The organism is Actinoplanes sp. NPDC021490 (genome assembly GCF_055562135.1).
In genome coordinates this window covers 453,665-475,452 of record NZ_JBVHFW010000002.1, presented here as the reverse complement: position 1 = coordinate 475,452, position 21,788 = coordinate 453,665, and the positions used below count along the sequence as shown (strand labels likewise).

15 protein-coding genes and 2 pseudogenes are annotated in these 21,788 nt (G+C 68.6%); 10 read left to right on the top strand and 7 right to left on the bottom strand.

The genetic code is table 11. The features are described from left to right. Positions 1-64 precede the first annotated feature (64 nt). The 3 genes and pseudogenes from ACZ3I4_RS06615 to ACZ3I4_RS06605 form a co-directional block, all read left to right on the top strand. Positions 65-1,348, top strand: a complete 1,284-nt coding sequence (locus tag ACZ3I4_RS06615; RefSeq protein WP_465380861.1) for a hypothetical protein — start codon at positions 65-67, stop codon at positions 1,346-1,348. A gap of 90 nt (positions 1,349-1,438) precedes the next feature. Continuing rightward, positions 1,439-2,725, top strand: a complete 1,287-nt coding sequence (locus ACZ3I4_RS06610) for a class I SAM-dependent methyltransferase (RefSeq protein WP_465380860.1) — start codon at positions 1,439-1,441, stop codon at positions 2,723-2,725. A 149-nt stretch (positions 2,726-2,874) separates the two neighbouring features. Then, positions 2,875-3,039, top strand: a pseudogene (locus tag ACZ3I4_RS06605) (transposase); the annotation flags it as partial. 401 nt (positions 3,040-3,440) lie between these two features. Here ACZ3I4_RS06605 and ACZ3I4_RS06600 read toward each other — a convergent pair. The 4 genes and pseudogenes from ACZ3I4_RS06600 to ACZ3I4_RS06585 form a co-directional block, all read right to left on the bottom strand. After that, positions 3,441-3,749 carry a hypothetical protein gene (locus tag ACZ3I4_RS06600; protein WP_465380859.1) on the bottom strand — a complete coding sequence of 103 codons (309 nt, stop codon included), beginning with the start codon at positions 3,747-3,749 and terminating at the stop codon, positions 3,441-3,443. Between the two features lie 854 nt (positions 3,750-4,603). Then, on the bottom strand, positions 4,604-5,107 hold the full coding sequence (locus tag ACZ3I4_RS06595) for a hypothetical protein (protein ID WP_465380858.1): 504 nt from the start codon (positions 5,105-5,107) through the stop codon (positions 4,604-4,606). 479 nt (positions 5,108-5,586) lie between these two features. Continuing rightward, a pseudogene (locus ACZ3I4_RS06590) lies at positions 5,587-6,171 on the bottom strand (alpha/beta hydrolase fold domain-containing protein); the annotation flags it as partial. A gap of 117 nt (positions 6,172-6,288) precedes the next feature. Then, positions 6,289-7,488 carry an ROK family protein gene (locus tag ACZ3I4_RS06585; RefSeq protein ID WP_465380857.1) on the bottom strand — a complete coding sequence of 400 codons (1,200 nt, stop codon included), beginning with the start codon at positions 7,486-7,488 and terminating at the stop codon, positions 6,289-6,291. 160 nt (positions 7,489-7,648) lie between these two features. Between ACZ3I4_RS06585 and ACZ3I4_RS06580 the strand changes: the two genes are divergently transcribed. The 7 genes from ACZ3I4_RS06580 (at position 7,649) to ACZ3I4_RS06550 (ending at position 17,370) form a co-directional block, all read left to right on the top strand. Then, positions 7,649-9,325 carry a type 2 periplasmic-binding domain-containing protein gene (locus tag ACZ3I4_RS06580; RefSeq protein WP_465380856.1) on the top strand — a complete coding sequence of 559 codons (1,677 nt, stop codon included), beginning with the start codon at positions 7,649-7,651 and terminating at the stop codon, positions 9,323-9,325. Beyond that, positions 9,322-10,278, top strand: a complete 957-nt coding sequence (locus ACZ3I4_RS06575) for an ABC transporter permease (protein WP_465380855.1) — start codon at positions 9,322-9,324, stop codon at positions 10,276-10,278. Before ACZ3I4_RS06580 ends, ACZ3I4_RS06575 begins: the two co-directional genes overlap by 4 nt. Further along, on the top strand, positions 10,275-11,216 hold the full coding sequence (locus ACZ3I4_RS06570; protein ID WP_465380854.1) for a carbohydrate ABC transporter permease: 942 nt from the start codon (positions 10,275-10,277) through the stop codon (positions 11,214-11,216). The genes ACZ3I4_RS06575 and ACZ3I4_RS06570 overlap by 4 nt, the downstream gene beginning before the upstream one ends. After that, on the top strand, positions 11,213-12,949 hold the full coding sequence (locus ACZ3I4_RS06565; protein ID WP_465380853.1) for a beta-galactosidase: 1,737 nt from the start codon (positions 11,213-11,215) through the stop codon (positions 12,947-12,949). The genes ACZ3I4_RS06570 and ACZ3I4_RS06565 overlap by 4 nt, the downstream gene beginning before the upstream one ends. Before the next feature lie 363 nt (positions 12,950-13,312). Beyond that, a complete protein-coding gene (locus tag ACZ3I4_RS06560; protein ID WP_465381159.1) occupies positions 13,313-16,015 on the top strand; it encodes a glycosyl hydrolase family 95 catalytic domain-containing protein in 2,703 nt (900 codons plus the stop codon). 8 nt (positions 16,016-16,023) lie between these two features. Continuing rightward, entirely contained in the window at positions 16,024-16,845 is an 822-nt protein-coding gene (locus tag ACZ3I4_RS06555; RefSeq protein WP_465380852.1) for an amidohydrolase family protein, read from the top strand. Between the two features lie 123 nt (positions 16,846-16,968). Next, complete coding sequence (locus ACZ3I4_RS06550; RefSeq protein WP_465380851.1) at positions 16,969-17,370, top strand: hypothetical protein; 402 nt, start codon at positions 16,969-16,971, stop codon at positions 17,368-17,370. A 161-nt stretch (positions 17,371-17,531) separates the two neighbouring features. Here ACZ3I4_RS06550 and ACZ3I4_RS06545 read toward each other — a convergent pair whose 3' ends face one another. The 3 genes from ACZ3I4_RS06545 to ACZ3I4_RS06535 form a co-directional block, all read right to left on the bottom strand. Continuing rightward, the gene (locus tag ACZ3I4_RS06545) at positions 17,532-18,056 is read right to left on the bottom strand and encodes a SigE family RNA polymerase sigma factor (RefSeq protein ID WP_465380850.1); all 525 of its coding nucleotides are present in this window, start codon (positions 18,054-18,056) and stop codon (positions 17,532-17,534) included. Beyond that, the gene (locus ACZ3I4_RS06540; protein WP_465380849.1) at positions 18,053-19,129 is read right to left on the bottom strand and encodes a hypothetical protein; all 1,077 of its coding nucleotides are present in this window, start codon (positions 19,127-19,129) and stop codon (positions 18,053-18,055) included. The genes ACZ3I4_RS06545 and ACZ3I4_RS06540 overlap by 4 nt, the downstream gene beginning before the upstream one ends. A gap of 95 nt (positions 19,130-19,224) precedes the next feature. Then, positions 19,225-21,621, bottom strand: coding sequence for a hypothetical protein (locus ACZ3I4_RS06535; protein ID WP_465380848.1), 2,397 nt, complete (start codon positions 21,619-21,621; stop codon positions 19,225-19,227). Between the last annotated feature and the right edge of the window lie 167 nt (positions 21,622-21,788).

The window sequence follows — 21,788 nt, the reverse complement described above, 5'->3', positions numbered from 1 at the left end:
GCCGGTTCTTGACCGTCTCGGCTAGGGTCGTCTCAAGCTCCGCCGTCAGACGACTGAGGCCCGCATGGACACCGGAACCATCAAACCTCAACCGGCAAGTCCCCCGCCTCCCGCCGGTTCGCCTGCTGGCCGGATCAGCCGACGGTGGCGCGCGCTGGTCGTGGCGCACCGGCAGCTTGGTAGAACCCTTCGGACCCTGGCTCGCCGTCTGGATCCGCTGTCGGCGGACGGCCCGGTCAGCGGGGTGCGCGAGGCGATGCTGCTGGTTCTCTTTCCGGCTCTGACGTTCTGCGTCGTCCTCATCGCGACCAGCCTGCAGGGAGTCGGGTACGCCGCAGGCTGCAACAGCGCCGGAAACTTCGTTGCCAACCTCTTCTTCCTGCCGGCGACGAGCACGAATTGCCGGTCGGTGCCGTTCCTGTCGGACATCCCCTGCCTGCTCCTGTCGATTACCTCGCCCTACGCGCTGGTCGCCTATCGACTACTCCGCCGCCGCCTCTCCTCCCTGCTCGACGCGGCGACCGCCACCGGGCTTCTGCATCGCCAAGAGCCGACATCGGCCATCCGACGAAGCATCGAACACCTCACCATTGCCGTCGACCTGACCACCCCGAAAAGGATCCTGCTGTTCTCGGCGTCGGCCGCTTTCACGATCTGGCTATACCTGCGTAATTTGACCGAGGGCCACCTTTTCACCCTGCTCGCCAACTCGAACGAGGGCAGGACGGTGACTGCGGATGCGCTTCGCGCTGGCTGGTGGGCCAACTATCACACCCACCCCTTCCTGGCCGCGCTGTGCGTCTTCATCGGCACGGTGGGTGTCTACTACGCGGCGCGAGCCGTCTGGCTCTATGTCAGGTTGGGGGGCATCCTTCTTGCCACCCGCAAGGCCGCGCCCGAGGACCTCCCTCTGGACTACGTTCCGCGCTGGCGGGACAAGAGCTACGGCTGGAGTCCGGTCACCGGCCTGCTGATGTTGATCTATTTCGCCACCGTGAACTTCGCTATCTCCATGCTCGCGGTCTTCGACATGCTGCGCGGCGAGGCTTGGACCCTCGGAGTCGCCGCTTCGTTCACGCTCGTCGGCATCCTGGCCAACCTGACGATCGTCGTCACCTCGATCTCCCGAATGCTGGCCGCCCATCAGGCCGTGAAGGTCCGACTGCAGCTCAGCCTCGTCCGGGACCCGGTGCACGAATTGAGCACCATGAGCACCGGGCAGTACGTTGTGGCCGCCTCCGACCTGGTGACCTGGCGACGCATACCAGTGGCCAACCTCGGCGGTGGCGTGATCAAGATTCTCCCGGGCATCTGGGCGTTCATCCAGATTGTTAGATTGATCTTCTGACCCGCCGCCGCCCTCAGGCTCGCCCGAGGGATCACCGGAGGCGACGGTCGACTGCTGCGATTACCCGAGGCCAACGTGGGAGACGTTCCGATGCGACGAATCGAAACCGCCGTGCCGGCCGGCCGGGATTGGCCCTACTTGCGGACGAACGGCAGGCACCCGATCCGCGCAGCGCTGGCCAGGAGACTCTTTCTGCGGAGCGTCCGCGACCTCCCGCTGCTGGTTTCGCTGCCGTCGGGTGAGCTCTTCGGGAAGGGGAACCCGGCGGAATGCCCCACGCTGCGTATCCTTGATCCCGAGACCTTCTTCGTACGACTCGGCAAGGATGGCTCACTCGGCTTCGGAGAGGCGTACCTGCTGCGTGCCTGGGACGCCGGCGATGGCCACCACGGCGAGCCGGCCGCGTCCGATCAACTCGCAGCCTGGCTGACAACGTACGCGTCCGCCTTGGACGCCCGCGAGTCGAAACTGTTCTATTGCGTACGTCGACTGTGGCGTCAGGTGCTGCCCATCGCCGAGCGCAACTCCGCCACGGGCGCGCTTCGCAACGTACAAGCGCACTACGATCTAGACAGCCGCCTTTTCCGGCTTTTCCTGGATCAGTCGATGTCATATTCGTCGGCTTGGTTCGAGCACGGCGACGACCTGCAGGCGGCTCAGCTGCGAAAGGTCGACGCCATACTCGACCTGGCTCAGGTGGGAGCGAACACCAGACTGCTCGACGTGGGCTCCGGGTTCGGTGGCCTCGCCTTGCGAGCGGCCGGCCTGCGCGGCGCACAGGTCACCGGCCTCACGCTGTCGCAGCAGCAACTCGAGTATGCGGTCCGGTCGGCTGAACGGGATGGGCTGGGCGACCGGATCAGGTTCCTGCTAGAGGACTACCGGCACCACGTGGGGACGTACGACGCCGTGGTGAGCGTGGAGATGATCGAGGCAGTCGGCGCAGAGTACTGGGCGGACTACTTCTCCGCGGTCGAACGACTGCTGGCCCCAGGGGGACATTTTGCTCTGCAAGTGATCACGTTCCCGCACCACCGGATGGTGGCGTCGAGGGACAGCTATTCCTGGGTCGACCGCTACATATTCCCGGGCGGGCAGTTCCCGAGCATCCGCGAGCTCTTCCGCATCACCGGGCGGGAGACGACGCTGGAAACCGTTCAGCTTCGCCGGCTCAGCGACTCCTACGCAAGCACCTTGCGACATTGGCGACACCGGTTCATCGACGCGGCGAGCGAGGTACGCGCGCTGGGCTTCGACGACACCTTCATCCGGCTCTGGACGCTCTATTTTGCCTACTTCGAGGCCGGTTTCCGCGCGCGATACTGCGACGTCTGGCAGCTAGCGATGCGAAAGAAGCCGATCCTCCCGACGGCCTAGGTGACTGGTGTTAAACGATGGCTTGCCACGGAGTGGCAGCCATCGTTTTCTATCTATATCAGCTAGTTCTGGTGATGGCCTTGGGTAGGGCGTCGCTGCAGCTTGATCTTCTTGATCCGATCAGCCGGTTCTGCGGGGAGACGTTGCCGCCGAATTCGATCTTCGTGTTCTTGCATGAGCACCGCGACCGGCTGTTTCCCGACGGCCTGTTCGCTGACTTGTTCGCGCGGACCGGGCGGCGGTCGGTGCCGCCGTCGGTGGTGGCGGTCGTGATGGTGCTGCAGCGTCTGGAAGGGCTGTCGGATCGGGAGGCGGCTGTTGTCAGCCGAGGCTGACGCGGTCTGTGGCGCTGGCACCGCATAAGACCAGCTAGGAAGGCATCCGCGCGCCTCGCGCCCGGCCAGCGTGGCGCTGATATGGCCTATCGATCAGGAGCGCAGGATTCATCCTCGCGGCCAGTTGGGCTTTGCATGTAACTAGCGGTGTGCGAACACTTCGGTGACGCCTCTCGGTTCCGCCGGTTCGTTCGCCGGCTGCACCGATGCCGGCAGCGCCTGCACCCTGACCACCGTACAGACGCGGCCCACGACCCGGCGAGACCCACCCGGATCAAGCCGCAGCCAACGGGAGACGAGTATCCGCTAATCGGCACAAGGGTGTACCGGGCCGGCCTGAGTCGGCCCGGCCGGAGTTACAACACGTGACCAGTCGCCCGTTAGTGGTATGTAACGCCAGCTTGATCCAGCCGCCACTGCGCGGCCTCTCGATACTGGGGACCGAACAGCGGCCGCCAGTATGGGTCAACGACGGCCCACTCGATGGTCAGGTCGGGGCGGCCCAAGCTCACAAGGCGCTGATACCCAGACTGGATGTCACCGCTGATGACAAGCCGGCGAGCCGCCTCCGCCGCGCCGTGGCTATCGATCATCGCTTGCCAGACGGTCGGATGATATGGCGGGGACAGCTTGCGGCAGGCGTCGATCGCCTCGGCGCACGCTGACTCGAACTCGTCTTCCAGCGACATGCTGCGAGCGTCGCGGCGTCACGTTATCTGCGCAATCGGCAGGTCGGCTGGACTCGGATGCAGTTCCTGCCATGGGGTGGGGAGGCAGACACGGACGATCGCCGGCGAGTCCCGACCTCGATCAGCGGCAAAGAGTGCAACCTCGACCGCTACTGACTGGGCCGGTCTTCACGCTTCGCCCGCTCCACCAAGAACTGCCCGAAGGGTCGTTCGTCAACTTCCGCGCCGAACTCGACCGCTAAATCCGTTAAAGCCCGATAGAAATCCGCTTCGGGCTCGTGCCGGCGGATGAAGTATATGTAGGACGCGTATCGCTTGTAGAGGTTGCTGAGGTGCCACTCGGACAAGATCCTCAGGGTCTTGTGGTCGAATACACCATTTGGACACCTACGGCTATCTGCTCCCAGAAGTTCAGGTACTCCCTCAGATTGTCGGCTAGCCGCGAATTTCCCGAGCTGAGGTCATTGGCCCACTCCAGAGAATAAAGGCTTACGTCGTCTGCACGCAGTTAGTTCACCGCGTCTTGAAGTTCGCGACGATATTGCCCTGCCTGCAGATAGGCCTCAAGAGTTGCCTGCCGTCGTCGTCTCCGATGATCGGGGTAAAGCGTCAAAACCCCTAACAGTAGCGTCAGGACGCCTATTGCGAGAGTGACGGCTTGTATGCGGTCCGCGAAACCCTTAAACCTTAACCTCCGATATGCTGGTGCTTCGGATGGGCCCGGCATGTTGTGAAGTTTGTCGGCATGATTCAGCGCGCGGACCTTAATGGATCTGCTAGCTCACAGCCTCTCTGCGGGGTCACCGCGCGACTCGCGGTTCGCTCTTCCGGCCCGAGTGCCGGCCGGCCCTTTGCTAGGCGGTCCGCGCGACGCTGATGCTGTTTAAGTGGATGGCGCCACCGGGCAAACTCATCAGGCCTGGATCCCTACCTGAGTCGCGACCGCGGACATACGCCTGGAACGGCTGCGATTCAGATGGCCCCACCAGGAAGAGGCTCAACGTGTATACGCCGAGATCTTTGCCCGCCGTCTTCGCTCCTAAGTGCACGTCCTCCGGCCGGAAGGACCATGATCCATCTGTTGTCAGATCGCATTTCTCAACGGGAAACCACAAGCCGCTGGCAATGCGGACCACGAGCCAGATGTCTTTGCCTTGCGGAATATTCTTTGATTCTCCTCGCACTTCGTGTTCTGCTCCTCGAAGCATTTCATTATTTTTTGGCTCGAGCATCTTGGCGGATGCCTGGTGGCGTGACGAGATATATTCCTTTGCGGGCGGAATCCATGCAGCACATGCAGCCAGCAGGGTGATCACCATCATGGCGAAGTTGATTTTGTTGTCCCGGGTCCACGTCACGATTGCCTCAGGCTCTCGACGGTCTGAACTGGCATGGTCTGATGCGGCGATCGAGGTTTGGTCAGTTCGTCGATGGTTCCCTTGCAAGACCCAGACTGGTATAGCCGAAGAGCTGAACCGGTGTCCTCTCATCAGATTCGTGCGGCTTAGGCATGTCATCCACCAGCGCGGACGCCGCCGAGCCCTTCGGCTCAGCTTCGCATCCAGGCCGCCGCAATCGGGCGAAGCTTCATGCACTCTGCCACTGAGAGATGTAGCCGGCCGTCCACGTTCCGGGATTGAACTCGGGCTGGGAGGTCACGCAAGTCTCGGAGTCGCCGACGCTGCCACGTCTCCGCCGGAACCGGGGACGCTCGGTGTGCGGACATCCGTCGACGATCCGCGCAGCGCCCGCCGGCGGGCCGAGATGGCGTAGAAGCAAAACCATATGAAGCCACCACGCGTCTGAGGCGGAACGCAGGGTTGCTCGTTGCCGACGGTCATGCAGCGAGCAGCCGGCTGGTCCAGGTTTTCAGTGCTGCGGTGGCGGTCCGGGACAGTGCTGCTTGGGGCATCATGCTGGTGAAGCCGTGGAATCCGCCGGGCCAGACGTGCAGTTCGGCGTCGATGCCGGCCTGCCAGAGCCTGCCGGCGTAGGCCACGGTCTCGTCGCGGAACACCTCGGCGCTCGCGCAGTCGAGGTAGGTGGGTGGCATGCCGGTCAGGTCGGTGGCCCGGGCCGGGGCGGCGTAGGGGGATACGTCGTCACCGCCGCGCCGGTCGCCGAGGTAGGCGGTCCACCCGAAGCGGGTCATGGCGCGGTCAGCAACGCCGACGCCGTCGATCTGGCGGGTCGAGACGGTCGAGTCGGTGTCGTCGAGCATCGGGGAGATCAGGATCTGGCCGAACAGTGGTGGTCCTTGCCGGTCGCGGGCCAGTAGCGCGGTGCCCGCGGCGAGTCCGCCGCCGGCGCTCTGCCCGGTCAGCACGATGCGCGCGGGGTCGATTCCCAGCTCGTCGGCGTGGGCAGCGGTCCACAGCAGACCGGCGTAGCAGTCCTCGACCGGGTAGAGATCGGGATGCTCGGGCGCGAACCGGAGTGCGAGACCCCAGGCAGTTCAAACTAGGTTCCTAGGATGGCTGACGGGTTGTGGTCAGTAGCGCGGGCCGTGACCTCATCCGGCCCGCAGTGAAGGCGGAGGTCAGCGGGCGCCAGCCGTCTGTGGGGGAGGCAGGACGCCGGCGTCGATGGCGTCCAGGACGCGGGTTGCCCCGCCCGCGGCCGCGGCGCTCGAGTCCAAGGCTGAGGCGACCAGGCGCGTGCCGCCGCAGTTGGCGGCCACCGAGCGGGTCGCCAGCTCCTCGGCAGCCGCCGGGATCAGCCACGGGGACAAGACCGTGAAGTAGCCGCCCAGGGCCACGCACGCCGGGTTGATCAGGTTGGTCAGGATCGAGATTCCGTGGCCCAGGTGGCGGCCCACGTCGGCGAGTGCGCTCAGCACTTGAGGATCCCCGGCCTTGGCCAGGCGGTGGATCTCGTCCACGTGCGGGCCGAACTCCGACGGTGACAGCGCTGTCTCGATGCCCACGTCGGGCAGGGCCTGGCGGATCAGGGTGCCCAGCCCGGCGTACGCCTCCAGGCAGCCCCGCCGCCCGCAACCGCAAGGCGGGCCGGCGGGGTCGAGTGGCAGGTGCCCGAATTCGCCGGCGAAGCCGCGCGCGCCGCGCAGGGGGCGGCCGTCGCAGATGATGCCCGCGCCCAGGCTGGCGCCACCGGTCAGATAGACCAGGTCGCCCACGGCCGACGAGTCGCCCAGCCGCTGCTCGGCCAGCACGGCGAGGTTGGCGTCGTTCTCGACCATCAGCGGGTAGGCCGGCTCGCCCAGCGCGGCCGTCAGTGACTTGCGCAGGTCGACCTGCTGCCAGCCCAGGCCCGCGGCCAGCTCGACGACGCCGTCCGCGTCGACCAGGCCGGGGACCGCGACCGTGAGGCCCAGCACCTGGCGGCCCTCGCGTTCCAGCTTTGACACCGCCCGGCGGGCCAGCGCGGCCAGCGAGGCGATGGCCTGACCGGGCTGGCCGGCCGTGCCGGTGGAGGCGCGGCGCCACGACAGCAGGCGCTCGCCGGCCAGGTCGAGGGCCACCGCGGTCAGGTAGTCCGTGTTGATTTCGAGCCCGACCGCCGCGTACGGGGAGCCGTCGAGAACCAGCATCATGGCCGGCCGGCCGATCCGGTTTTCCGTCATGCCGACCTCGCGCACCAGGCGCCGTTCGATCAGGTCGGTCACCAGCGACGAGACGGTGGCCTTGTTGAGGCCGGTGGTGGCCGCGATGTCGGCTCGTGAGCAGGGCGAATGTGTGCGTACGTGCCGCAGCACGACGGCCAGGTTCGTCGCCCTCACGTCAGCGAAGTCGGCCGGCTGCGGACCGCCGTCCCTAGTGATCACCAACGCCCCCAACCCACCCCCGCAGACTACGGCACCGGCCGCCCCCGGGGCTTGTGGCCCCGCCATTAGTTCGTTTACCGTCCCAACTAAAGATACCCATAGACGGAGCGAGACAGTGAATAATTTCGATAGAAGGCGTTTCCTCGAGCTGGCCGGTCTCGGCGCGCTGTCGGTGGCGGGCGGCGGCCTGCTGTCGGCGTGCGGCGACGCCAAGACGTCCAGCGGCCCCGGCACGACCACCCAGGATCAACTGCAGAAACTGCTTCCCGCGTACGCCCCCAGTGAGCTCGTCAAGGCCGACATCCCGAGCGTGCAGGGGGCGAACGGGTTCTTCAGCAGCCCGGCCTTCCTCAAGTACCCGGCCAACCCGGTCACCGCCTCGACGGGCGTCCCGGGCAAGGGCGGCAGCTACACGACCATGACCCCGCTGTGGGGCGCGATCCCGTCGGCCAGCGGCAACGCGTACTACGCGGCCGTCAACAAGGCGCTCGGCGCGACCCTCAAGCTGCAGCCGGCCGACGGCAACAACTACGACAAGGTGCTGCCCACCCTGTTCGCCGGGGACAAGCTGCCCGACTGGGTGCAGATCCCGAGCTGGAACATGGGCAACCTGGGCTTCGCCGACGCGGTCAACAAGTTCGCCGACCTCGGCCCGCACCTGTCCGGCGACGCGATCAAGGCGTATCCGAACCTCGCCGCCATCCCGACCAGCGCCTGGCAGTGCTGCATCTGGAACGGCAAGCTGTTCGGCCTGCCCGTCTACTACAGCGGCGCGACGATCGCCGGCACGATCTTCCACCGCAAGGACATCCTGGCCCGGGAGGGCATCAACCCCGACGACATCAAGAACCCGGACGACCTGGCCGAGCTGGGCAAGCAGCTCACCAGCGCCTCGGCCGGGCGGTGGGCGTTCGACGACGTGTTCGACTCGCTCGGGCAGATCTACAAGTTCCCGGTCGACCCCAACCGCTGGGTCATCGACGACAGCGGCAAGATCATTCACCGGTACGAGACTCCGGGCATCATCGAGGCCCTGAACTGGTTCCAGGCGCAGACCAAGGCCGGCCACGTGCACCCGGACGCGCTGGCCGACAAGAACCAGGAGGCCAAGCAGCGCTTCTGGAGCGGCAAGGTGGCCATCACCGGCGACGGGCCGGGCGCGTGGAAGGGCGACGACGCCAAGAGCGGAAAGGCGGCCAATCCCTCGTACGAGAGGGCTGCCTTCAAATTGCTGTCGACCGACGGCAAGCCGCAGATCTGGATGAACCCCAGCGCCGGCATGTACAGCTTCCTCAACGCCAAGCTGAGCGGCGACCAGATCAAGGAGTGCCTGGCCATCGCCAACTACCTGGCCGCGCCGTACGGGTCGGCCGAGTATCTGACCGTCAACTTCGGTGTCGAGGGCACCGACTACACGATGGTCGACGGCAACCCGGTGCTCACCGAGCGCGGCAGCAAGGAGGTCGCGACCACCTACCAGTTCCTGGTCACGCCGCTCTCGCCGACGACCGTCATCGCCGGTCAGACCCAGGTGGCCAAGGACTACGCCGCGTGGGAGGCCGACATGGTCAAGTACGCGGCCAAGCCCGCCTTCTACGGCATGAACGTGACCGAGCCGGCCCAGTACGCGAACATCAACCAGCCGATGGTCGACCTGGTCAAGGACATCCGGTACGGCCGCAAGCCGGTCTCGGCGTTCCAGGATGGGCTCAAGACCTGGAAGGCGCAGGGCGGCGATCAGCTGCGGGCCTTCTACGAGGACATCCGCAGCAAGTACGGCACGGGCCAGTGACTGCTCTGCACGAGGCGCCACCGGCTGTTCGCACGCCCGACGAGCCGCCGGTCAAGAAGAGCCGGTTCCGCCGCGACCGCAGCCTGCTCCTGATGGTCGTCCCGGCCGTCGTGCTGCTGATCGTCTTCAACTACGTGCCCATGGTCGGCACGGCGACGGCGTTCCAGCGGTACAGCATCTACGCCGGTTTCTGGCACAGCCCGTGGACCGGGCTCGACACGTTCCGCCAGCTGTTCGCGGACCCGCTGTTCTGGAGCGCGCTCGGCAACACACTCCTGCTCAGCCTCGTCCAGCTGGTGTTCTACTTCCCGGTGCCGATCGCGCTGGCCCTGCTGCTCCACTCGATCATGAGCAACCGGGTCCGTACGATCGTGCAGTCGGTCGTCTATCTGCCGCACTTCTTCTCCTGGGTGCTGGCCGTGACGGTCTTCCAGCAGATGCTCGGCGGGGCCGGCGCGCTCAACCAGTTCCTGCGCCAGAACGGCCTCGGCACCTGGGACGTGATGACCGACCCGGACACCTTCGCGATCCTGGTGACCTCGCAGGTGATCTGGAAGGAAGCGGGCTGGGGCATCATCGTGTTCCTGGCCGCGCTGGCCGCCATCGACACCCAGCTCTACGAGGCGGCCGCCGCCGACGGGGCCGGACGATGGCGGCGCATGTGGCACATCACGCTGCCCGGCATCCGCGGCGTCATCGTGCTCATGCTCGTGCTGCGCCTGGGCAACGTGCTCACCGTCGGCTTCGAGCAGATGCTCATCCAGCGCGGCGCCGTCGGGCGTGATGCCGCCGAGGTGCTCGACACGTACGCCTACTTCTACGGCGTCGTGAACGCGAACTTCAGCCTGGGCGCCGCCGCCACCCTGTTCAAAGGCGTCCTGTCGCTGCTCTTCCTGCTGGCCGCCAACAAGATCGCGCACCTGTTGGGCGAGGACGGACTGTATCGGCGATGACTGTCGTGACCCCCCTGGCGGATCCCAGCCGCCGTCACCGCAACCGGCCCAACTGGGAGGAGCCGCCCACCGCGGCCGGGCAGACCGGCAAGGGCGTCGTCCTGCTGATCGTCGTGGCCGTCGTGCTCATCCCGCTCTGGATGGTCGTGCTGACCAGCCTGTCCACGCAGAGCGCGGTCAACGAGGCCGGCGGCATGGTGCTCGTGCCGGACGGCATCACCTTCGCCGCGTACCGGCAGATCTTCACCAACCAGCTCGTCATGCATTCCCTGCTCGTGAGCCTGGGCATCACGATCATCGGCACGCTGATCTCGATGGTGGTGACGATCCTTTGCGCGTACGGGCTCTCGCGTCATGGCTCCTTCGCGCACCGGCCGATCCTGCTGATCCTGGTCGTCACCATGTTCTTCAGCGGCGGACTGATTCCGACGTTCCTGGTCGTCTCGGCTCTCGGCGGATACGACAGCTACTGGTCGATGATCCTGCCGACCGCCGTGAGCGTGTTCAACATCCTTGTCGTACGGGCGTTCTTCTCGGCGACGTCGCAGGAGCTGATCGACGCGGCCGCCATCGACGGGGCGGGTGACTGGCGTACGTTGTGGTCGGTTGTGCTGCCGACGTCGCGTGCGGTCACCGCTGTGGTGGCGCTGTTCTACGCCGTCGGCTACTGGAACACGTTTTTCAACGCGCTGCTGTTCCTGCCGGACAACCAGAAGTGGCCGCTGCAGATGGTCATCTACACGTACACGTTGCAGGGCAACGCGATGCCCGGCAGCGGCCAGAACACGACGGGACAGTATTTCGGCACCCAGGAGATCACGCCGCTGGCGATCCAGATGGCCGTGGTCACGCTGACCCTGATCCCGATCCTGCTCATCTATCCGTTCGTGCAGCGTCACTTCACCAAGGGCGTGCTGCTCGGGGCGATCAAGGGATGATCTCCTTCGGCGGCGACTACAACCCCGAGCAGTGGCCCCCGTCCGTGTGGCGGGAAGACGTCGCGCTGATGCGGTCGGCGGGCGTGAACCTCGTGACGGCCGGGGTGTTCTCGTGGTCCCGGCTGCAGCCCGAGCCGGACGTCTTCGACTTCGCCTGGCTCGACGAGGTGCTGGACCTGCTGCACGGCAACGGAATCGGCGTCGTCCTGGCCACCCCGACCGCCTTGCCGCCGCCGTGGTTCACCCGCGCTCACCCCGGCGCCATGCCGGTGACCGCCGACGGAGTGCGGCTCACGCACGGCTCCCGCGACACGTACTGCGTCAACGCCCCCGCCTATCAGCAGGCGTCACAACGGATCGCGGGCGAACTGGGGGAGCGCTACGGCCGGCATCCCGCGCTGCGTTTGTGGCACGTGCACAACGAGTACGGCACCACCTGCTACTGCGACCACTGCGCGCTCGCCTTCCAGCGCTGGCTTTCCCACGCGTACGGCGACACCGGTGTCCTGAACGACGCCTGGAGCACCGACTTCTGGTCGCAGCGCTACCGCCACTTCGACGAGGTGCTGCCCCCGCGCGCCACCCAGTATCTGAGCAACCCCGCCCACGTGCTGGACTACCGCCGTTTCGTGTCGGACGCGATGCTCGCGCACTACATGGCCCAGCGCGACCTGCTGCGTCCGTCGGGCCGGCCGGTGACCACCAACTTCGTGCTCGGCGGCTGGGTGCCGGTCGACCACGCCCGATGGTCGCGCGAGGTCGACGTCGTGGCCGTGGACGACTATCCGTCAACGTTGGCCGGCCACTTGGCGGCGCGCGCGTTCACGGCCGACCTGGCCCGCGGCTGGGCCCGCCACAAGCCGTGGATCCTCATGGAACACGCCCCCGGCGCCCTCCGGGATGCCACCGGTGTCACTCGTGTCCTACCCCCCGGCTCAGCCCGGGCCGCCGCCGAAACCTACGTAGCCGCCGGCGCCACCGGCGTCATGTACTTCCAATGGCGCCCCACCCGCGGCGGCGCCGAACAGTGGCACCCCGCGATGGTGCCGCAACTGGACGAGCTGGCTCCCATCGGCCGGTGGCTGGCCACCCGCACACCCGTTCACGTCGACGCCCGGCGGGCCCTGCTCTACGACGAGCAGTCGATGTGGGCCTGGCAGTCCCCTCACTTGCCAACCCCGTTCATCGACTACACGGCCACGGCCCACCGCTGGCATCACGCCTTGCGCTCCGCCCCGCCGGCGGACTCGCCCGTGAACGTGCTGCCACTCGGCCCTCCAGCGGCCCCACCCGCCGCGGCCCCACCCGCCGATGCCGGGCCGGGTGGGGCTGCGGCGGGTTCGCCGGTCGATGTCGTGCCGCTTGGAGCGTCGCTGGATGCGTACGAGATCGTGGTTGTGCCGTTGCTCCATATGGTGACGGCGGCAGATCACAAGGCGCTGCGCTCGTACGTCGCGGGCGGCGGGACGCTGGTGCTGACGTTCGGCAGCGGCCTGACCGACGAGCACTCCCGGATGACACCGGGGTCATTCGACGATCTGACCGGCGTACGGGTTGTGCGTCATCGCCCGGGGGAGTGCGGCGTGTGGCTGGACGAGATCGAGCCGGTCGGCGCCTCAGTCGTTCTGACCGTCGACGACCGTCCCGTGGTCACCGAACACCGATACGGCCGGGGACTGGTCCGCTATGTCGCGGCTGACCTGGACGACCTCACGCGTTGGGTAAGGCCATGACATACGCACTCTCCATCGCCTCGCCGGAGGCCGGCCACATCACCTGTGCGGGGCTGTGGAGAAGCCCGGATTCGGCTCGGTGGCGTCCCCGAGCCGGTTCCGGCACCGGGGGCCGCGCTTCCATGGGCCATCACACGAAAACTCGACCCCCTCTCGCTCCGGCTTGGGAACAGGCCTCGAACGTCTCGCTGCCTCCAACCCGACGTCAACGACCCGAACAGGGTCGGCGTCGGCGGATCGGGGCCGGGCTTCCCGCATTGCCGTGGGTGGCGACGTTGGCCGTCCGGGAAGATCCCGCGGACGGAGGCGAGGAACATTGCCGTGGACCCGCGCCGGGTCGGCCGCGGGGGCGACGTGGCTGAGATGATGGCGGACGCGTGCACGACCCTGCGCTACCGGGCGCCGGCGGCCGAGTGGACCGATGCGCTGCCGCTGGGAAACGGCCGGCTGGGCGCGATGTGCTTCGGCGGGATCGAGAAGGACCGCTTCCAGCTCAACGAGAACACGTGTTGGAGCGGGTCGCCTTCGAGCGCGTACGGCAGTCGTCCGGTCACCGACGGCCCCGCGCTGGTGGCCTCGGCACGCGCAGCGCTCGCTCGCGGAGACGTGCGCGCCGCCGAACGGCACCTGCACGGGCTGCAGGGAGGCAACAGTCAGGCCTACCAGCCTTTGGCCGACCTGTGGATCACCCAGCCCGCGGGCGCGGCGCCCAGCGTCTACCAGCGCTCACTCGACATGCGCTCGGCGGTGGTGTCGCACACCCACAGCGGGAAAAACGGCCGGGTCAGCCAGGAATCCTGGATCGGACCGCAGGCGCTCATCGTCCGGCGCCGCATGCAAAACCCGACCCAGCTGCGGCTGCGCCTGACATCACCGCACCCCACGGCCGTGGTCGAACACCTGGGCGGGAACCTGAACTCAACAGGCGCGGTCATCCCGGGCAGCGCACTTGGCCAAAACGAGCAAGCGACCACCCACCCACGGACGACGCCGGGTCCGCTGCCTCGCGAGGCCGAGAAGACTCTCGTGATGACCGTCCGCATGCCGTCGGATGTGCCGCCGATGCCGGGGAAAGTCGCCTACGAGCAGGGGTCGGTCACCGCCATGGTCGGCGTGCGGGTGGTTGGTGCGGACCGTGTCGAAGTTGACGGGGATGAGCTTGTCGTCGACGCCAGTGCCGAGCTGATGGTGGTCGTCGCGGCGGTCACCGACTATGTCGACCCGTTCACGCCGCCGCACGGTCCGATCGCCGAGCGGCTTTGGCAGCGCCTCGACGAAGTGACGACGGTTCTGCGGCAGAGGGACGGCTACAGCATGCTGCGCGCCGCGCACGAGCGGGAGCATCTGCGGTTGTTCGGGCGGGTCGGCGTACGGCTGGGACCGCCGGAGGCCGCTGCCCGCCTCGACACCACGGATCGGCTGCGCGCCCACGCGGCCGGGGAGGACGATCCGGCGCTGGCCGCCCTGCAATTTCAGCACGGCCGGTATCTGCTCCTTGCCTCGTCGCGTCCGGGTGGTCTGCCCGCGGGCCTGCAGGGCCTGTGGAACGAACAGGTGCGTCCGCCCTGGAACGCCAACTACACGACGAACATCAACCTCGAGATGAACTACTGGCCGGCCCTGGTGACAAACCTGGCCGAGTGCCACCGTCCGCTGCTCGACTGGCTTACCCACGCCGCCGTACGAGGGTCCGACGTGGCCCGCGACCTGTATGAGCTCCCCGGCTGGACCCTGCACCACAACTCCGACGCCTGGTGTTTCGCGCATCCGGCCGGGGTGGGCGGCGACGAGGTCCGCTGGTCGTTCTGGCCCCTGGCCGCGGCCTGGCTCGCCCGGCACGTGTGGGAGCACGCCGACTACACCGGCGACGGCTCATACTTGCCCCTGCTCGACGGAGCCGCCGAATTCTGCCTGGCCTGGCTGCGCGAAATGCCCGACGGCTCGCTCGGCACGTCCCCGTCGACGTCGCCCGAGAACGAGTACGTAGGCCCGGACGGCCAACCAGCCGGAGCGAGCGTCTCCACCACCGCCGACCTCGCGCTGATCCGGGCTTTGCTGACCGCGGTGGTTCGCCTACGGCCGACCGCAGCCGAGCAAGCCCGCCGTCACCGCCCTTTCCCGCCCGAGCCGGCCGCACAGGCCGCGCACAACGAGTCGTCAGCGCCGCCCCGGCCTCAAGAGCCGTCAGCGCTGCCTCGGCGCCAGGAGCAGTCAGCGCCGCCCGGGGACCAGGAGCAGTCAGCGCTGCCCCGGCACCAAGGGCAGTCCACACCGCCCGGGCGCCATGAGCCGTCCGCGCAGGTCTGGCACCACGAGCCGTCGGGGCAGGCCCGGACCCACGGGCCGTCCGCACAGGTTCAGCACGAGGAGCCGTCCGCGTCGGCGCGGCAGGGCGGGCTGGCCGAGCGGGCCGCGCACGCCCTGCGCCGGATTCCGGGGGAGCGGGCCGGCGCGGACGGCCGCCTCGCCGAGTGGTCGGCCGATGTCACCGATGTCGAGCCGGAGCACCGGCACACGTCGCATCTTGTGGGCCTCTTTCCGGGGAGCTCGATAGACCCGGACAGCACGCCTCACCTCGCCGCCGCCGCTCGCCGCACCCTCGACGCGCGCGGGCTCGAGTCGACAGGCTGGTCGCTCGCGTGGCGGATCGCCCTGCGCGCCCGCCTTCGTGACACCGGTGACGCGCTCGCGGCGGTGCAACGGTTTCTCCGCCCGGCCGGTAGCGACGCCGGCGTCTATCGGAACCTGTTCTGCGCCCACCCGCCGTTTCAGATCGACGGCAATTTCGGGTTCACCGCGGGTGTGGCCGAGATGCTTCTGCAGTCGCACCGCGACGAGATACACCTCCTGCCGTGCCTGCCGGGGCAATGGGCCGAGGGCGCGTTCTCCGGCCTCCGGGCCCGCGGCGGCATCACCGTCGACGCCACCTGGTCGCGCGGCGCGCTGGTCGAGGCGCGACTGGTCAGCGACACCGACCGGGCGGTCACCGTCCGGCTCGGCGACGACCGTGTCGAGGTGAAGGCGCGCGCCGGAGTGCCCACCGCGGTCACGCCGGACATGTTCTAGGCTGCGACATGCGTATCGACGCTCATCATCACGTGTGGGATCTCTCCGTACGTGACCAGCCGTGGACCCGCGACCTGCCCGCGCTCCGGCGTACCTTCACGTTCGGTGACCTGGCCCCGGATCTGGACCGGCACGGCATCGACGGCACGATCCTGGTGCAGACGGTCACGGTCGCCGCCGAGACGCCCGAGATGCTGGCCCTGGCGCGCTCCCAGCCGCGGATCCTCGGCGTGGTCGGCTGGACCGATCTGACCGCGCCCGACGTCGCCGAGCGGCTGCCCCGCGACACCCACCTCGTCGGCCTTCGCCACCAGGTTCAGGAGGAGCCCGACCCCGAGTGGCTGCTGCGCCCGGACGTGCAGCGCGGGCTCGCCGCGGTCGCCACCGCCAACCTCGCATACGACCTGGTTGTCACCGCCGAGCAGTTACCGGCCGTAGCCGAAGCGGTGCGTCGGCTCCCGCAGCTACGGTTCGTGCTCGATCACGCCGGCAAGCCGCCGATCGCCGCCGGCCGCCCCGATCCGTGGCGCGCCCACCTGACCGAGATCGCCCGCCACCCCAACGTCGCGTGCAAGCTCTCCGGTCTGATCACCGAGGCCGGCCCCGATCTCGAGACCATTTCCCCGTACGCCCGCTACGTGCTCGACACCTTCGGCCCGGCGCGCGTGATGTTCGGCTCCGACTGGCCGGTCCACCGGCAACGCATCGACTACGACGGCGTGATCGCCCTGACCGAGCGCTTCACCGAGTCGCTGAGCCCGGCCGAGCGCGCCGACGTCTTCGGCGGAACGGCCGCCCGCTGGTACGGCCCACTCTGGCTCCGGGGTTGAGGCCGACTGGGCGCCCGCCCGGCAAATGATCTCTATTGGGTGATCAAAATGCGAATTTAGTCCCTTTCGTCCGATACGTGGTTGTCTTTGTGGGCAACACGTTATGTCGAGAGGGGAAAAGCAATGAATCGCGTTACTCGTCTTCTCGCCATCGCCGGCCTCGGGCTGGGCACCGTGGCGGTCGCGGCCGTTCCGGCTCAGGCCGCGACCGGCTCCGCGCAGGGTGCTTCGACCAGCGCCTCGACGCAGACCCGGGTGGGCTGGGACGACGACGAGGTCGTCGGCTACTTCCGCACCCTGCGGGCCTGCGAGCGGGTCGGCCGCATCGGCGAGATCCGCGACCGCTGGGACGACTACGACTGCGACCGGGCCGGCTTCGGCTGGGGCCGTGGCTCGTGGGTCCTGACGGTCGAGGACAACGACTGGAACGGCAGCTGGGACAACGACAACTGGTACGGCGGCTGGTACAACAGCTGGCGCGGCGGCGACTACCGCGGCGCGTGGCACCACTGGCGTCACCGCTGAGCCAGCTGAACCACGGGGCCGCGTCCTTCCGGACGCGGCCCTGCTTCATGGATTCGATCAGCGCGAACGGTCCCTGGATCCGCTGAGCGCGAGCCGTCCATGGATCCGCTCAGCGCGAACGGTCCCTGGATCCGCTCAGCGCGAGCCGTCCATGGATCCGCTCAGCGCGAACCGTCCATGGACTCGATCAGCGCGAACGGCCCGTCCGTGCGGCGCATGGTGGCCAAGGCCCGGCTCGCCCGCGACTTGACCGTGCCGGTCGAACAGCCGAGCTGGGCCGCGATCTCCTGTTCGGACAGTCCGGCCCAGTAGCGCAGAACCAGCACCACCCGCTGGGCCGCCGGCAACGACCGCAACGCCGCCAGCACCACCGACGCGGTGTCGTGACTCTCGTACGGGTCCCCGGGGGAAAGCTGCTCGGGCGGCGCCGCGGCCGGAATCTCGCGCCGCCACAACCGCCGGCTCGCCCGCCACACCGCCCGAACCATCACCCGCCGGGTGTACGCCTCCGGGTCTCCCTGCTCGTGAAGCCGCCGCCACGCCCGGTACGTCTTCACCAGCGCCTCCTGCGTCAGGTCCTCGCCGTGCCCGCGATCACCGGTCAGCAGCGTGCCGTACCGCACCAGGGCCGGATAACGGGCCGTGACGAACTCGGCGAACCCGGCCGGCGACTCAGCCCCGCTCACCGCTCACCGAGCCCGAAGATCCGGCGAAGCTTCCGTACGGCGTCGTCGTCGAGCCGGACCCGGCCACCGTCCGACGAGACTGCCTCCTGGCAACCGCTTCCGACCGCGATGACGACATGGGTCTGCGGCGAATCGTCCGGTCGCGACCGGCTCGGTGCGGTGACCCGTTCCGACAGGGCCAGCCGATAGCCCGGCTGGTCCCCGCGGGCGCACGCCTCCCCGTTCTCGACCACGTCGCGCTGCTCGCCGAGCAGGCGCAGCACCTGGCCGACGGTTTTGCGGTCGGTCGTCCGGCCGTACCCCTCCTCCTGGAACATCCCCTTCGCGTCGGGGGTCGACAACTCGGCCTCCGCGGCCCGCTCCGGCAGCGCCAGGCGGCCGTCCCCGACCGGTTCGCTGCGCATCGTGTCCAGGATGCCCTGGGTGGTCGGCCCGTCCACCCGGATCTGCAGCTGCACATGCGACCAGGGCAGGTTGAGGATGTTCCAGTAGCTGAAGCCGGGTTCCTTGTCCGGACTGGTCATCTCGCTGTCGAGCGCGTCCAGCAGCCAGCCCGGTTCGCCGCCGGGCAGGGTGACGTGGGCAGGAGCGGTGATGATGTTGCCGTCGCCCTTGCGCCCGGCCCAGCTTCCGGGCGGGAAAGCCGACGTGTTCGACATGACCTCGATGGGCGCGTTGTTGCAGGGAAGTTCGTTCACCCCGTCCCGCAGCAGGATGGTCTTCGGCAGGTCGCCGCACTTCGCCTTCGAGTCCTTGGTGACGACCTTCCACCCCGTCGGCACCGGCAGCCGCATCGCGCCCGCCACCACCACCCCGTCGATCACCTGGATCGCCGGAGTGGTGCGGGACGGGACGACGCCCGCCGCGGGCAGCGGCGGGTTCACGACGAAACGGTTCACCGCCAGCCCTCCGCCGGCCAGCACGACCGCCAGGACCGCGGCCACGACACCGGTCACCGCTGCCCGGCGCCGCGCGGCCCGGCTCCGCCCGATCACGGCGGCGACCGGGTCGCGGGCGCCCGGCTCCAGCCCGGCCACCGCGTCGTCCAGCAGCTCCTTGATGTGCGCCGTCATCGCCCGCCCCCGTAGCCCGGTGAAACCGTCACCCTCCCCAAAGGCATCAGGTGAGCATCCGGTTCCCTCGGCGCGCGGAAAAGGCCGCGACGGTGTTACTGCACGTCGACGAAGTCGGCCGCGCTGCTGACCGCGGCCGTGGCGGAGTCGCCCGGGTAGACCATGCGGTAGTTGGCGTCGTACGCGGCCGCGGCGGTGGTCCGGACGATGCCACTGGTGTCCGTCTTGCCCGACTGGACCGGGGACCAGGTGGTCACGCCGGACCGGGCGCGCTGCATGGTCACGGTCTGGTTCCCGTACGGCAGGTAAGTGCCGGTGGTCCAGTCGGCGCGAATCAGGGTGCCCGTCACCGTGATCGTCGAGCCCAGGCGGGCCGGCTCGGGAGTGGCGTCGATGGTCAGCCATGTCGTGCGTTTCAGGGCCACGCTCCTGGCGTTATGGCGTACGGCGAAGCTCTGTCCGTCCTTGGCTGTCACCGAGGCCTCGGCCTGCCAGGTTCCGGCCAGCTCGCTGCGCCCCAGCGCCGAGCGGACGTCGGGCAGATAGAACTCGGCCGAACAGGTCGAATCCGAGCAGAACGCCGGCGCCACCAGCACACCGTCCGGCGTCCGATAGTCGCCGTGCCACAGCCGCAGGCTGCCGCGTGCGATGCCGGACGGGTGCGTCGCCGTGAAGCGGGCCATGAAGTACAGCGATCCGCCGACACCCACGTTCACCGGCTGGCCGTCGTTGATCGTCAGCCCGGAGATCGTGGCGCCGCCGGCCGACTCGTCACCGGGCTCGGCCGGGCCCGCGAAGGCGTGGGTCACGGTCCGGACCAGCTTGCCGCCCAGATTGTTGGAGGCCGTGATCCGCAGCGACACGAAGGCCGCCGTGGCCGGCACCGGGATGCTCGACCCGGTCATCGCCGTCCAGGTCGCGCCGTCGTCGGCCGACCACTCGACCTTGTCGATCGTGCTGGTCTCGCGGGCCGCCCGGGCCGACGGCGTAAACGTCAGGCCGACCGGGGCCGACCCGGCCCGGTTGTGCTGGTCGAGCCCGGTCGCCGCGACCTTGACGTCCATCAGGGGTAGGAAGCCCAACTCCGGCGCACCCGACCGGAACGTCCACTCGCTGGTCACATCTGTGGCCAGCCGGGTCCACGGCACCTGCCGGGTCCAGGTCTGTTTCAGCTCGTACGTCCGGGCCTCGGCCGGAACGTCCACCTCGAGCGCGTCGCCCGCCCTGGTCGCCAGCACTTCGCCGTCGCTGCTCAGCGTCATCGTGAACGCGGCCGACGTGTCGGTGCCGGTGGCGCCGGCGCCGCTCACCACGGCTGCCTCCCGGAAGTAGAGCGTGTTGCCGGTGCGCCGGGAGTTGCCCACGGTGGCGCCGGGGCCGGGCACCAGCGGACCAGCTCCGATCGTCCCGGCCGGCGCCGGACCCGCGGGCAGCGTCCGGTCGTCGAGGAACAGGTACTGGCTCGACCCGTACAGCACCAGGCGGGACATGCTCACGCCGGGCGACACGTACTCGGTGAAGGTGGCCGGGAACGGCATGGCGGTCTCGAGATAGGGCCCGACGCCCGATGTGCTGCCGAACGTGCCCGGCGAGGTCGCCCCCTGCCCGCGGACCGTGGTCGTGGTCCGGGCCAGCGAGGCCGTCGGAATCGTCTCGACGAGCGAGGCCGGCAGCGGGTGCGCCCACCGCTTGACCAGGTCGTACCGGAAGGGGGTGGGGTTGCTCACCGAGGAGCCGCCGCGGGTCAGCACCTCGTGGGCGAACAGCTCCGGCCCCGGAACCGAGGCGGACGTCGCGTACGTGCGGGTCTGCTGACCTCCGCCGCCGAAGCCGACCAGGTCACCCTGGGGCAGGGCCAGCCAGACGGCGCTGTTCTCCGGCTGCGCGGTGGGGTCGTCGGTCCGCAGCGCGACCTCGCGGGCTGAGCTCTCGGCCAGCACGACTGTCTGCGCGGCGTCGGTGACCGTGAACGGCTTGGTCAGCAGATAGCTGTTCACGTTCGGGACGCCGTAGAGCGCGGTCGCGTAGTAGTCGCCGGGCGGCAGGTCGGCCGTGGCGCTCAGCGAGTCCGGCACGCTGTCGACCTGGATGTGCGTCCACGTCTGCCGGTTCCACACCGCGAACAGGGCGAACGGGGCGCTCGCGTTGGCCGAGTCGATCGTGATGGTGGTGCGGTGTTCGACGGCCGACGGGGACACCGCGGCGGCCTTGCGGGCCGGGCGGCCCGAGGCGGCCCGGGCGATCGGGCGCGCGCCGGTGCCCAGCGCCCGCGCCTGCAGCGTGCTGCCGGTCGACGCGAACGCGTACGGCGCCCGCGCGTCACCCGACGCCGCCGAAAACCGGAAGCCCTTACCCAGGGCCGTGACCCGGTCGGCAGCGGGCGGAGCCGCCGCAGCCACGGGGGAGGGGGCGGCGCCGAGCAGTGATCCGCCCACCAGGACAGCCAGTCCGACACCGAAAACGCGCAGCCTCGACCGAGACCACCGAGCCATGAGAGGTCCTCCCGCAGAACTCGACCACGCTCGATGCGTGGGCGAGGCAGCACACTCTACGACTTGATCACGGGCCCGTGTGACCCGACCGAGAAGACGCCGCGGCAACGCTCACACGGCGGCCGGAACGGTCGATAGGAGGGGGACGACCACCGCTGAAACGTTGA

What these genes read in the sequence shown, in the direction of transcription:
- ACZ3I4_RS06615 (WP_465380861.1), top strand. Translation starts at nt 65, where the DNA reads ATGGACACCGGAACCATCAAACCTCAACCGGCAAGTCCCCCGCCTCCC.
- ACZ3I4_RS06610 (WP_465380860.1), top strand. Translation starts at nt 1,439, where the DNA reads ATGCGACGAATCGAAACCGCCGTGCCGGCCGGCCGGGATTGGCCCTAC.
- ACZ3I4_RS06600 (WP_465380859.1), bottom strand. Translation starts at nt 3,749, where the DNA reads ATGTCGCTGGAAGACGAGTTCGAGTCAGCGTGCGCCGAGGCGATCGAC.
- ACZ3I4_RS06570 (WP_465380854.1), top strand. Translation starts at nt 10,275, where the DNA reads ATGACTGTCGTGACCCCCCTGGCGGATCCCAGCCGCCGTCACCGCAAC.
- ACZ3I4_RS06565 (WP_465380853.1), top strand. Translation starts at nt 11,213, where the DNA reads ATGATCTCCTTCGGCGGCGACTACAACCCCGAGCAGTGGCCCCCGTCC.
- ACZ3I4_RS06560 (WP_465381159.1), top strand. Translation starts at nt 13,313, where the DNA reads ATGATGGCGGACGCGTGCACGACCCTGCGCTACCGGGCGCCGGCGGCC.
- ACZ3I4_RS06555 (WP_465380852.1), top strand. Translation starts at nt 16,024, where the DNA reads ATGCGTATCGACGCTCATCATCACGTGTGGGATCTCTCCGTACGTGAC.
- ACZ3I4_RS06550 (WP_465380851.1), top strand. Translation starts at nt 16,969, where the DNA reads ATGAATCGCGTTACTCGTCTTCTCGCCATCGCCGGCCTCGGGCTGGGC.
- ACZ3I4_RS06540 (WP_465380849.1), bottom strand. Translation starts at nt 19,129, where the DNA reads ATGACGGCGCACATCAAGGAGCTGCTGGACGACGCGGTGGCCGGGCTG.
- ACZ3I4_RS06535 (WP_465380848.1), bottom strand. Translation starts at nt 21,621, where the DNA reads ATGGCTCGGTGGTCTCGGTCGAGGCTGCGCGTTTTCGGTGTCGGACTG.